The following is a 12514-nucleotide window of genomic DNA, read 5'->3' on the forward strand; positions in this document are numbered from 1 at the left end:
CGTAAAAAGCACTCAGTAAGAAGGGTGCTTTTTTCCTATCAAAAATCTTTTAGCGGACTTCTTCTCTTTACATCTATCGAATTTTTCTTGATAATAAACTACAATACAGTTTTCATTTAAAAAGGTGATTCCATGGCGAACGAACAAGTTTTAACGGCGCAGCAGGTCATTGACAAGGCAAGAGAATACCTGTCCGCTGAACATATTCAATTTATAGAGCGAGCATATGAATATGCTGAAAATGCACACAAGGAGCAATACCGGAAATCTGGTGAGCCCTATATTATCCATCCAATTCAAGTGGCGGGCATTCTTGTTGACCTTGAAATGGATCCATCAACCATTGCAGGCGGTTTCCTGCACGATGTAGTTGAGGATACAGATGTGACATTACAGGATTTAAAAGAGCATTTTAACGAAGAAGTAGCAATGCTTGTTGATGGTGTCACAAAGCTCGGGAAGATTAAATATAAATCACAAGAAGAACAGCAGGCCGAAAACCATCGAAAAATGTTTGTTGCAATGGCGCAGGATATCCGCGTGATCTTGATTAAGCTGGCAGACCGTCTTCATAACATGAGAACGCTCAAACATCTTCCGCAGGAAAAGCAGCGGAGAATTTCAAATGAAACACTTGAAATCTTTGCACCGCTTGCGCACAGATTAGGGATTTCAAAGATTAAGTGGGAGCTTGAAGATACAGCACTCCGCTATTTAAATCCGCAACAATATTACCGAATTGTGAATCTGATGAAGCGTAAACGAGCGGAACGCGAGGAATACTTGGACGAGGTTGTCAATGAAGTGAAAGACCGCGTGTCTGAGGTGAACATCAAGGCCGAATTTTCCGGAAGACCAAAACATATTTATAGCATTTATCGCAAAATGGTCTTGCAAAATAAGCAGTTTAATGAAATTTATGATCTGCTTGCCGTTCGTATTTTGGTCGACAGCATTAAAGACTGTTATGCGGTGCTCGGTATTATCCATACATGCTGGAAACCGATGCCAGGCAGGTTTAAGGATTATATTGCGATGCCAAAGCCGAACATGTACCAATCTCTTCATACAACGGTGATTGGACCAAAAGGTGATCCGCTTGAAGTTCAGATCCGTACAGTGGAAATGCATGAAATTGCAGAATATGGGATTGCGGCACACTGGGCATATAAAGAAGGCAAAGAGTCAGCAGAATCAACGGAAGAAGCGGTCTTCCAGAAGAAGCTTTCTTGGTTTAGAGAAATTCTTGAATTCCAAAACGAATCCACAGATGCAGAAGAATTTATGGAATCGTTAAAAATCGATCTCTTCTCTGATATGGTGTTTGTGTTTACTCCAAAAGGAGACGTCATTGAACTGCCGTCGGGCTCAGTTCCGATTGACTTCTCTTACCGAATTCACTCGGAAATTGGGAATAAAACGATCGGTGCCAAGGTCAATGGTAAAATGGTCACACTTGATCACAAACTAAAAACAGGTGACATTATTGAAATTCTGACATCAAAGCACAGCTACGGGCCAAGTCAGGATTGGGTCAAGCTTGCCCAAACCTCCCAAGCGAAGCACAAGATCAGACAGTTTTTCAAAAAACAGCGCCGTGAAGAAAATGTCGAAAAAGGCCGAGAGCTCGTAGAAAAAGAAATCAAAAACCTTGAGTTTGATGTCAAAGACATTCTGACCGCTGAAAACCTGCAAAAAGTGGCTGACAAATTTAATTTTTCAAACGAAGAGGACATGTATGCAGCTGTTGGATATAACGGCATTACTGCACTACAAGTTGCCAATCGTTTAACGGAAAAAGAAAGAAAACAAAGAGATCAAGAAGAGCAAGAGAAAACCGTTCAAGAAGTGACGGTGGAACCAAAGACGTATCACGGGAAAAAACGGGAAGCTGGCGTAAGGGTCAAAGGGATTGATAACCTGCTTGTCCGCTTATCTAAGTGCTGTAACCCTGTTCCTGGCGATAGCATTGTCGGTTTTATTACGAAGGGCCGTGGCGTATCTGTTCACCGTGAGGACTGTCCGAACGTGAAGACAGGAGAAGCGAAGGAGCGGTTAATTCCGGTCGAGTGGGAGCATGAGCAGCCTGCTCAAAACCGTAAAGAATACAATGTGGAAATTGAAATATTAGGATATGATAGACGCGGCTTACTCAATGAGGTGCTTCAAGCAGTTAACGAAACCAAAACGAACATCTCCTCTGTTTCTGGGAAGTCTGATCGTAACAAAGTGGCGACGATCCATATGGCGATCTTTATTCAAAATATTAATCATTTGCACAAAGTAGTCGAACGCATTAAACAAATCAAAGACATTTACTCTGTTCGCCGATTCATGAATTAGAAAGGAAGTATATCGTCTATGAGGCTTGTTGTGCAGCGTGTGACAAATGCATCTGTGAAGGTAGAAGAAGAGATCACAGGTGCCATTAACGAAGGTTATATGGTGCTCGTTGGTGTCACACACGAAGATACAGAAGAAGATGTGCTTTACTTAGCTGAAAAGCTTGCACATTTACGTATTTTTGAAGATGAAAATGGGAAAATGAATCGTTCATTATTGGACATGAAAGGAAGCGTTCTGTCTGTATCTCAATTTACCCTTTATGGTGATACGAGAAAGGGCAGACGGCCGAATTTTATGAAAGCCGCCAAGCCGGATGCAGCCAATTCGCTTTATGAATGTTTCAATAAAACACTTAGGGAAAAAGGCATTCATGTAGAAACTGGCCATTTTGGTGCGATGATGGACGTGTCATTGACCAATTCAGGACCAGTCACGATCTTGATGGACAGCAAAGAATAGATTCTCTTTAGACTGTAGATGAACTCATGCGGGAGTTTGTTTAGAGTCTTTTTCTTTTGTGGTCAAACAAAAAAGAGGCGCAGAGGCCTCTCTTTCTTTTTAACGGAAATATTGTTTTAATCCTTCAGTCATTCCTTCTGTGACTCGTTCTTGGTAAGAGGCGCTATAAATGATCGCTTCCTCCTGAGGGTTGCTTAAGTACCCGAGTTCATATAAAAGGGAAGGGCGTTTATTTTCTCTTAAAACAAAGTAATCTCCGAATTTGACACCCTTATCAGGGATTTGAGAGCGTTTTGCGACTTCGGAATGAACGCTTGTCGCTAACTGCTGATCTTTTGCTGCTTGATAATAATACGCTGTACTTCCTCTAACACTTTGGTCCATAAAACTATCATAATGAAGACTAATAAATGCATCTGCATTTCGGTAATGAGATGTTGCCACCCTTGATTGAAGGCTGATAAAGGTATCATCACTTCTTGTTAAATACACATTTGCACCAGAAGCTCTTAATTTGCCTGCCAATAAATTGGCGGTTTTGATGGTGATGTTCTTTTCAAAAGCACCGTCTGCGCCAATTGTGCCGCTGTCTTTTCCACCATGACCAGGGTCAAGAACAATCGTTTTTCCTTTTAAAGAACCAGTTCCAGACGATGAATCATGCTGAGGTCTTGGCGCTTCGCTGCTATTTTTCTTCGTTTGAACGACCCAGCTCGCCACATAGCCAGTCCCGCCGTTCGATAGTGTCACCTCATACCAGTCACCTTGCGTCCGAACAATGTGATAGGCAGCTCCTTTTGTTGCTCTTTCTGCAATCCCAGCAGAGGTAGAAGCGCTTTTACGAATGTTGGTGCCGTCATAGACAATGTACGCTTTTTGCTCAGAAGCCGAAGAGGATGAACTCTTTTCAGGTGCAGAGCCTGCTCCTTTGCCTGTGACAATGTAATAGCTTGCAACCCAGCCTTTTACGCCTTTCCCCTCAATTTCATACCAGCCGTTCTGCTCTCGCAAAATGGTGATCTGTGTGTTGCGGGCAAGTGAAGCGACGACTTGTGCATTTGGTGCCGCGGATTGCCTCACATTCAAGCTCGATACGCCAACTGTGCCTGTCTGGTTAGAGCGAGAAGACCCGCCGGAGCTTGATTGAGAAGTTTTCTGCCCCCCTGAAACATAATCAGAGTGAACCCAGCCTTCTGCTTGTTTATACGAAATTTTCGTCCATTCGCCGCTTGTCTCTAGCTTTTTAGCGGAAGCGCCTTGCGGGAAAGTACCAATCACTTCATAGGAAGTCCCAGGGCCTGTCCGGATGCGAAGGTCGGAAGCTGTCGATGTAATGGTACTGCCTCCAGCCGTGCTTTGACCTTGCGCCTTTGGTTTCTCTGTTTTTTGAGCGCCGGATGATGTGGTGATCAGCCATGAGACGACCCAGCCTTTTTGTCCGTTTGATAATTGGATCTGCACCCATTCTCCTTGTTCAGTGAGAATAGGATAACTTTCGCCGCGTTTTACAACAGCTGCGATTCCATAGCTTAAACCAGGGCCCGTTCTCACATTGATTTCATCTGTTGCGACCACAGCTTGATCTGTTTGTGCTGTAGCATGTGTCATAGGCAAAGAACTCGCGATGAGAACAAAACAAGTAAGCAGCATCATCATTTGATTGTGTTTTTTCAGATTCAAAACGGTGTTTTCCCCTCCCTTGTAAAACCGATGAATGTTAATTCGTTATGTAGTGGATGAATTCCTTGCAGTTTCCCTAATAAAAATGAATCAATCTGTTTATACTAAATAAAAATGTGATAAAAGGATGTACAAACATGAGATTAAGCAGAAAATTAGGACGAGTGCAATATAATGGACATCGTGATATCGACCGCTGGCAGCATGACGAAATGGATCAGCCGGGCTTCCTTGAAGAAACCGCATCTGAATACGGATGTACGTCAAAAGAAGAGCTGGAAAAGAAAAAGAGGCACGGCAAGGGTTGACAGAGTGGCAGCACCGACCTTATTATAATATAAATCAACACACTTGAAAATTTAAAATGTGGAACTGATGATAGAGAATAGTAGGGTAAATTGCGTGAGCAGAGAGGAATCGCCTTAGGCTGAAAGCGAATCCGCATGGCATTTATCACGAAAGAACACTCTGTAGGTTTCCTGCTGAACGCTCGAAAAATGAGTCAATAGGCGGAGAACGTGAATCTGCGTTAAGGATTTGAGCGGGAACATGCTTGATCATGTTCCAACTAGGGTGGCACCACGGGTATAACTCTCGTCCCTACTATACACATAGTAGAGGCGGGGGTTTTTTATATGTCCACATAAAAAATGAATGATGGTCGTAGGAGGACGAAAAATGAGTTTTAATATTCCAAGAGGCACACAGGATATTTTACCTGGAGAGTCAGAACGCTGGCAGTATGTTGAACAAATTGCGAGAGATACATGTGCAGCCTTTCAATACAAAGAAATCCGCACACCGATTTTTGAGCATACAGAGCTGTTTGCACGGGGAGTAGGCGAATCAACTGATATCGTTCAAAAAGAGATGTACACATTTGAAGATAAAAAAGGACGCAGCATCACACTCCGTCCAGAGGGAACAGCTTCAACCGTCCGTTCTTATGTTGAAAATAAATTGTTTGCCCAGCCGGCTCAGCCAACTAAGCTGTATTACATCGGACCAATGTTCCGCTATGAACGTCCGCAAACAGGAAGATATCGTCAATTTTATCAATTTGGGATCGAAGCGATTGGTTCCAAGGATCCTGCCATTGATGCAGAGGTCATTTCACTTGCGATGAGTGTATATGAGAAAGCAGGTCTTTCTAACTTAAAGCTCGTCATTAACAGCCTTGGTGACAAAGAGAGCCGTGCAGACTACCGCACAGCACTGGTCAAGCACTTTGAGCCAAGAATTGAGGAATTCTGTCACGACTGTCAAACTCGTTTACATCAAAATCCGCTGCGCATTCTTGATTGTAAAAAGGATCGTGATCATGAACTGATGACAACAGCTCCATCCATTCAAGATTACTTAAATGAAGAATCACGGACGTATTTTGAAAAGGTCAAACAATACTTATCAGATATAGGCATTGAGTATGTCGTCGATCCAAATTTAGTGCGCGGTCTTGATTACTACAATCACACAGCATTTGAGATCATGAGTAATGCAGAAGGCTTTGGTGCGATTACAACATTAGCCGGCGGCGGCCGTTATGATGGACTCGTTGAAGGAATTGGCGGTCCTGAATCACCAGGGATCGGATTTGCGATGAGTATTGAGCGTTTCCTATCAGCGATCGATGCTGAAGGAATTGAGCTTCCTCTGCAAGATGGTATTGATTTATACATTGCTGCTCTTGGAGATCAAGCGAAGGATTATTCTGTTTCATTATTAAACCGTCTGAGAAAAGAAGGTATCTCAAGTGAAATGGACTATACAGGGAAGAAACTAAAAGGACAATTTAAAGCAGCTGATCGTTTAAAAGCCAAATTTATTGCAGTTCTTGGTGAAGATGAACTTGCACAGCAAATTGTGAATGTGAAAGATACAACTACGGGTGAACAAATTGAAGTGAAGCTTGATGAGCTGATTCAAATGTTGAAGGCCCACCAGAAAGCGTAAAGAAGGAGTGGAATGTTTGTGTTTGGTAGAACTTTTTATTGTGGAGAAGTAACAGAAGACCAAATCGGTCAGTCAGTTGTATTAAAAGGATGGGTTCAAAAAAGGCGTGACCTAGGCGGTTTAATCTTTATTGATTTGCGCGACCGTTCAGGGATTGTACAAGTTGTCTTCAATCCAGACTTATCAAAAGAGGCGCTTGAGACAGCAGAATCAATTCGTAACGAATATGTCCTTGATATTAAAGGGACGGTTGTCGCAAGAGAAGAAGCAACGATCAACCCAAATTTAAAAACGGGCAAAATTGAAATTCAAGTCGAAACGGTCACCGTTTTAAATGAAGCGAAGACTCCTCCATTTGTGATTTCAGATCAAGCAGACGAGGTATCAGAAGATGTTCGTTTAAAATATCGTTACCTGGATCTTCGCCGCCCTGCAATGTTTGAAACAATGAAAATGCGACATGAAGTCACAAAAGCATTCCGCCATTTCTTAGACGACAACGGCTTTCTAGACATTGAAACACCAATTTTAACGAAAAGTACCCCAGAAGGTGCGCGTGACTATCTTGTTCCAAGCCGTGTACACGAGGGAGAATTTTATGCACTGCCTCAATCTCCGCAATTATTTAAACAATTGCTGATGGTTTCTGGGATGGACCGTTATTATCAAATTGCCCGCTGTTTTAGAGATGAAGACTTGCGTGCTGACCGTCAGCCGGAATTCACACAAGTCGATATTGAAATGTCCTTTATGAGTCAAGAGGACATTATGACGCTTGCTGAAGAGATGATGGCGAAGGTAATGAAAGATGTCAAAGGTGTAGACCTTACATTGCCATTACCTCGTATGACATACGATGAAGCGATGAATTCCTATGGATCTGATAAACCAGATACACGTTTTGAGATGAAGCTGGTTAACATTTCAGATACGGTAAAAGACTCCGATTTCAAAGTGTTTAGTGGAGCTGTGAAAAATGGTGGAGCTGTGAAAGCCATCAATGTAAAAGGGGCTGCAGCGAACTACTCAAGAAAAGACATTGATGCACTTGGTGCATTTGCAGCGAACTACGGAGCAAAAGGTCTAGCTTGGCTAAAAGCAGAAGGGATTGAATTAAAAGGTCCTATCGCTAAATTCTTTGATGATGCAAAGCAAGCTGAATTAAAAGAACAGCTGCAAGTTGAAGAAGGCGACCTCTTACTCTTTGTCGCAGATAAGACGTCTGTTGTTCATGATGCACTTGGTGCACTTCGCTTAAAACTTGGTAAAGAGCTTGAATTAATCGATGAGTCTGTATTCAATTTCTTATGGGTTGTCGATTGGCCGCTGCTTGAAAAGGATGAAGAAGAAGGCCGCTTCTATGCTGCCCATCATCCATTCACAATGCCAGTTCGCGATGATCTTGAATTAATTGAAACAAGCCCAGAAGACATGAAGGCACAGGCTTACGATCTTGTGCTGAATGGCTACGAGCTTGGCGGAGGTTCTATTCGTATTTTTGAAAAGGACATTCAAGAAAAAATGTTTGGCTTACTTGGTTTTTCAAAAGATGAAGCTTACGAACAATTCGGCTTCCTTCTGGATGCGTTTGAGCATGGTGTTCCTCCGCATGGCGGAATCGCGCTTGGGCTTGACCGTTTAGTGATGCTGCTTGCAGGCCGCTCTAACTTAAGAGATACGATTGCATTCCCGAAAACGGCAAGTGCGAGCTGCGTTCTCACAGATGCCCCTGGCCATGTGAGCGAGGCGCAGCTTGATGAGCTGAGTTTAGCGATTAAAACAAAAGTAAAACAGTAAAATAGGCGCATGTTTATAGGTATGTAAACGCTTGAAAAAGAAATATGCCTATGATATGCTTTCATCAATCAATAAATAAAGTCCTGATACGTACGGTGGTTACCTAGTTTTGACCGAACATTTTTTTATACGGGAGCTTGCCTTTCCTTTCTGCATAAATGCCTCATTAGAGGACTTATAAAGTCAGGAAGAAAGCACCCACCTGCATGGTGCGGGGTTCAAAACGAAGGAAATGCTGGCGGCGTCATCGGGACTTTTTTGTGTTTTTTTCTTTTAGAGAAGGATGACGGAGAAGTCTGAATATGATATGATTCTTTCGATTCATTTTAAATAAAGGTGGAGTGAGGCACTTGTTACATCAGTTTTCAAGAAACGAGCTTGCCATTGGCAAGGAAGGCTTAAATATACTAAAAAACAGTACAGTTGCAGTGCTTGGTGTGGGCGGCGTTGGTTCATTCGCAGTAGAGGCACTCGCTCGTTCAGGCGTTGGCCGTATTGTTCTTGTTGATAAAGATGATATTGATATTACAAATGTAAACCGTCAGCTTCCAGCATTGCTATCAACAGTTGGCCAGCCAAAGGTTGACTTAATGCAGGCGAGAATCGCTGATATTAATCCAGAATGTGAAGTTGTTGCGCTTAAGATGTTTTATACAGAGGAAACATACGAGCAATTTTTTGAGTATCCGCTTGATTATGTCATTGATGCCTCAGATACCATTCACTATAAAATTCATTTGATGAAAGAGTGTCTGAAACGCGGTGTGAACATCATTTCAAGTATGGGAGCTGCGAACAAAACAGATCCGACACGCTTTAAAATTGATGATATTTCAAAAACACATACTGATCCTATTGCAAAAGTCGTGAGAACACGTCTGCGTAAGGAAGGGATTCGTAAAGGAATTGAAGTCATTTTCTCTGACGAAAGTCCGATTGTCATTCGCGAAGATGTCAGAAAAGAAGTTGGAAATGATGAAGCGAAGATTCGCAAGGCGCAAATGCCGCCATCATCCAATGCGTTCGTTCCGTCTGTTGCCGGACTGATCATGGGTGGTCATGTCATTATGAAGCTTTTAAAGGATATTCCGATTACACGTGTGAAGGATAAATAAACAGCCCGCCTGCTAATATGCAGGGGGCTTTTTTTATTTTTGGCGTTTTAAATTTTCATAGACCTGTTTCAATGCACCTTCAAATTTTCCGGTTTGCTTCGGTACATAGTATTGCTTGTTTTTCAGCGGATCAGGTAAATATTGCTGCTTCACCCAGCCGTTCTCGTAATCATGTGGGTATAAGTAATCGACACCTCTTCCGAGTGCTGTGGCGCCTTTGTAGTGTGCATCCTTTAAATGAGTTGGAACCTCACCAATTTTCCCTGTGCGAATGTCACCAAGTGCCGCATCAATCGCCTTATATGCCGAATTGGACTTAGGAGAAAGACACAGTTCAATCACTGCGTTCGCCAGCGGAATTCGTGCTTCTGGGAAACCGACTCTTTCTGCTGTTTGTACTGCGCTTAACACGCGGGGGCCTGCCTGCGGACTGGCTAAGCCAATGTCCTCGTAAGCCATCACGAGTAATCTTCTTGAAATGCTTTCAAGGTCTCCTGCTTCGATCAATCTGGCAAGGTAATGCAGCGCCGCATCTGTATCAGATCCTCTAATGGATTTTTGAAAAGCCGAGAGGACATCATAATGAGCATCACCATTCTTGTCATGTGAGAAGCTCTTTTTTTGTAAGCATTCTTCTGCTGCGGCAAGAGTGATTGTGATATGCCCTGTCTCATCAGCTTTTGTCGACAAGACAGCGAGTTCTAGTGCATTTAAAGCAGAACGCACGTCTCCTCCGCATCCATTGGCAAAATGATTCATCGCTTCATCGTCCACGGTCACCTCATAACCGCCAAGCCCGCGATGCTCATCCTGTAAGGCTCTTGTTAACGCAGCTTTAATTTGCTCTGTTTCAAGCGGCTTCAGCTCGAATATTTGTGTCCGGCTTCGGATGGCAGGATTGATCGCATGATAGGGATTAGCTGTCGTTGCGCCAATTAAAATGATCATGCCATTTTCTAAATAAGGAAGGAGAAAATCCTGCTTCCCTTTATCAAGCCGGTGGACTTCGTCTAAAATAAGGATCACCTGTCCGCTCATTTTCGCTTCAGCGGCGACAGCTTCCATATCCTTTTTGTTATGAATGACCGCATTCAATGTACGAAAAGCAATGCTAGTACTGCCAGCAATTGCGGTCGCAATCGATGTTTTGCCGATGCCCGGCGGTCCGTATAAAATCATCGAGGATAAATGTTTTGCCTCGACCATTCGTCTAATAATTTGACCTTCTCCAACAAGATGCTCCTGCCCAATAATGTCTTTAATATGACTTGGGCGCATCCGGTACGCTAAAGGTTTCATAATTATCTCTCCTAAAGCAATGTCTTGTTTGTATAGAGTACCGAAATTTCTTCAAATAGAAAAGGGATGCGTCCTTCTATTATGCTCAGTACCCGTAAATGAAAGTTGGCTGAAAGTATGATATAATTGCTTTTGGTCTATATATCAGCGTATATGAAATCAGAAAAATAATTGATGACATAGAATAGAAAACGCAGAGGTGTTTAACTTGAAAATATCAACTAAAGGCAGATATGGTCTGACGATCATGATCGAATTAGCCAAAAAACATGGCGAAGGCCCTACATCATTAAAATCAATCGCTCAAAACAATGATTTGTCTGAGCATTATTTAGAGCAGCTTGTATCACCACTCCGGAATGCCCGTCTTGTAAAAAGTATCCGCGGTGCGTATGGCGGCTATGTTCTTGCACATGAACCAAACGAGATCACAGCAGGTGATATTATTCGTGTATTAGAAGGACCAATTAGTCCTGTTGAAGTCATCGAAAACGAAGAACCAGCAAAGCGTGAACTATGGATTCGTATTCGTGATGCAGTAAAAGACGTACTAGACAATACAACTCTTGAAGACTTGGCAAGCTACACAGATGACGGGGATCAAGACTCGTATATGTTCTATATTTAGATCAGAGGTGTACCGGAAATGGAACGAATCTATTTAGATCATGCAGCCACAACGCCGATGGATCAGCGTATTGTGGACAAGATGATGCCGTATTTTACAGAGATATTTGGCAATCCCTCTAGTATTCATTCATATGGGCGCGAGGCAAGAAAGTGGCTCGATGAAGCAAGAGAAGTCATTGCAGGAGAATTACACTGTAAACCGCAGGAGATCATCCTCACAAGCGGAGGAACCGAAGCGGACAACCTGGCAATTACAGGTGTTGCCATGGCAAGGCAGCATGAAGGAAAACATATCATCACAGTGAAAACAGAGCATCATGCGGTGCTGCATACATGTGAACGCCTAGAGAAGCTGGGATTTGAAGTGACATATTTAGATGTAGACGAAACGGGATTGATTCATCTTGACCAATTAAAACAAGCATTGAGAGATGACACAATTCTTGTGACCGTCATGTACGGCAATAATGAAACAGGTGTGATTCAGCCAATCAAAGCCATTGGCGAACTTCTACGTGATCACACTGCTCATTTTCATACAGACGCAGTGCAGGCGTTTGGCACAGTGCCCATTGATGCAGCAGATCTCCATATTGATCTTTTATCTGCTTCTGGCCATAAGCTGAACGGTCCGATGGGAACAGGCTTTTTATATGTAAACGAAGGCGTGAAACTTTCTCCGCAAATATTCGGAGGGGAACAAGAAAGAAAGCGCCGTGCTGGCACTGAAAATGTTGCAGGAATTGTTGGGCTTGCAGAAGCTGTTCAATTAACGAAGCAAAATAGAAGAGAAAAAGCGATGCATTATGGTAAGCTCAAAGAAACTATGCTGCAAGTATTCGAAGAGGAATCTCTCAATTTCTCTATCAATGGACATCCGAAAGAGACATTGCCGCACATTTTAAATGTTCATTTCCCGGGCGTCTCCATTGAATCGCTGCTTGTGAATTTAGATATGGAAGGAATTGCTGTTTCAAGCGGATCGGCATGTACGGCTGGATCTGTCCTTCCTTCGCACGTGTTAAGCGCCATGTATGGCGAAGAAGCAAAAGAGCTGACATCCTCAGTCAGAATAAGCTTCGGTCTTGGGAATGAAGAGGATCATGTGAAGCAGGCGGCACATAAGATAGCAGCTGTTGTCAAACGCCTAGCCAAATAAATGCTTCCTTTTGTTCGTGTGTGAAAAATGAAACAGCGAAGCACCTGAAGAACGAAACGCGTATGTTGTTTCATTG

General features: G+C 42.9%; 10 protein-coding genes, 1 other RNA gene and 1 other annotated feature. Of the genes, 9 read left to right on the forward strand and 2 right to left on the reverse strand.

Annotated features, from left to right (window positions below; translation table 11 throughout):
- Positions 1 to 132 precede the first annotated feature (132 nt).
- Entirely contained in the window at positions 133 to 2343 is a 2211-nt protein-coding gene (locus V6Z54_RS13910; RefSeq protein WP_269103227.1) for a bifunctional (p)ppGpp synthetase/guanosine-3',5'-bis(diphosphate) 3'-pyrophosphohydrolase, read from the forward strand.
- 18 nt (positions 2344 to 2361) lie between these two features.
- Positions 2362 to 2805: a D-aminoacyl-tRNA deacylase gene (dtd, locus tag V6Z54_RS13915; RefSeq protein ID WP_338527430.1), complete on the forward strand. Its 444-nt coding sequence runs from the start codon at positions 2362 to 2364 to the stop codon at positions 2803 to 2805.
- Between the two features lie 99 nt (positions 2806 to 2904).
- On the opposite strand, the gene V6Z54_RS13920 is transcribed toward dtd, so the two are convergent.
- Positions 2905 to 4485, reverse strand: coding sequence for an SH3 domain-containing protein (locus tag V6Z54_RS13920; protein ID WP_338527431.1), 1581 nt, complete (start codon positions 4483 to 4485; stop codon positions 2905 to 2907).
- A 137-nt stretch (positions 4486 to 4622) separates the two neighbouring features.
- Here V6Z54_RS13920 and V6Z54_RS13925 point away from each other — a divergent pair, with 137 nt between their 5' ends.
- The 5 genes from V6Z54_RS13925 (at position 4623) to V6Z54_RS13945 (ending at position 9350) form a co-directional block, all read left to right on the forward strand.
- Complete coding sequence (locus tag V6Z54_RS13925; RefSeq protein ID WP_003216250.1) at positions 4623 to 4793, forward strand: YrzK family protein; 171 nt, start codon at positions 4623 to 4625, stop codon at positions 4791 to 4793.
- A gap of 58 nt (positions 4794 to 4851) precedes the next feature.
- Positions 4852 to 5090 (forward strand) — a binding site (T-box leader).
- Positions 5091 to 5163: 73 nt separating this feature from the next.
- Entirely contained in the window at positions 5164 to 6438 is a 1275-nt protein-coding gene (hisS, locus tag V6Z54_RS13930; RefSeq protein ID WP_041086406.1) for a histidine--tRNA ligase, read from the forward strand.
- An 18-nt stretch (positions 6439 to 6456) separates the two neighbouring features.
- On the forward strand, positions 6457 to 8235 hold the full coding sequence (aspS, locus tag V6Z54_RS13935; RefSeq protein WP_305960343.1) for an aspartate--tRNA ligase: 1779 nt from the start codon (positions 6457 to 6459) through the stop codon (positions 8233 to 8235).
- A 77-nt stretch (positions 8236 to 8312) separates the two neighbouring features.
- Positions 8313 to 8493, forward strand: a non-coding RNA gene (ssrS, locus tag V6Z54_RS13940) — 6S RNA.
- Positions 8494 to 8585: 92 nt separating this feature from the next.
- Positions 8586 to 9350, forward strand: a complete 765-nt coding sequence (locus V6Z54_RS13945; RefSeq protein WP_024423127.1) for a tRNA threonylcarbamoyladenosine dehydratase — start codon at positions 8586 to 8588, stop codon at positions 9348 to 9350.
- Between the two features lie 33 nt (positions 9351 to 9383).
- Here the strand turns inward: V6Z54_RS13945 and V6Z54_RS13950 are convergent, their stop codons facing one another.
- Positions 9384 to 10649 (reverse strand): replication-associated recombination protein A, encoded by a 1266-nt coding sequence (locus V6Z54_RS13950; protein WP_338527432.1) that lies wholly within the window; start codon positions 10647 to 10649, stop codon positions 9384 to 9386.
- Between the two features lie 208 nt (positions 10650 to 10857).
- Between V6Z54_RS13950 and V6Z54_RS13955 the strand changes: the two genes are divergently transcribed.
- Positions 10858 to 11277: an Rrf2 family transcriptional regulator gene (locus V6Z54_RS13955; RefSeq protein ID WP_024423125.1), complete on the forward strand. Its 420-nt coding sequence runs from the start codon at positions 10858 to 10860 to the stop codon at positions 11275 to 11277.
- A gap of 18 nt (positions 11278 to 11295) precedes the next feature.
- Positions 11296 to 12438: a cysteine desulfurase family protein gene (locus tag V6Z54_RS13960; RefSeq protein WP_046311904.1), complete on the forward strand. Its 1143-nt coding sequence runs from the start codon at positions 11296 to 11298 to the stop codon at positions 12436 to 12438.
- Positions 12439 to 12514 lie beyond the last annotated feature (76 nt).

The sequence above is a fragment of the Bacillus sp. MAG717A genome (genome assembly GCF_036884855.1).
GTDB classification, from domain to species: Bacteria; Bacillota; Bacilli; order Bacillales; family Bacillaceae; genus Bacillus; species Bacillus safensis.

Bases quoted from the DNA above. Each gene is read 5' to 3' on its own strand.
- V6Z54_RS13910 (WP_269103227.1), top strand. From the start codon at position 133: ATGGCGAACGAACAAGTTTTAACGGCGCAGCAGGTCATTGACAAGGCA.
- dtd (WP_338527430.1), top strand. From the start codon at position 2,362: ATGAGGCTTGTTGTGCAGCGTGTGACAAATGCATCTGTGAAGGTAGAA.
- V6Z54_RS13925 (WP_003216250.1), top strand. From the start codon at position 4,623: ATGAGATTAAGCAGAAAATTAGGACGAGTGCAATATAATGGACATCGT.
- hisS (WP_041086406.1), top strand. From the start codon at position 5,164: ATGAGTTTTAATATTCCAAGAGGCACACAGGATATTTTACCTGGAGAG.
- V6Z54_RS13950 (WP_338527432.1), bottom strand. From the start codon at position 10,649: ATGAAACCTTTAGCGTACCGGATGCGCCCAAGTCATATTAAAGACATT.
- V6Z54_RS13960 (WP_046311904.1), top strand. From the start codon at position 11,296: ATGGAACGAATCTATTTAGATCATGCAGCCACAACGCCGATGGATCAG.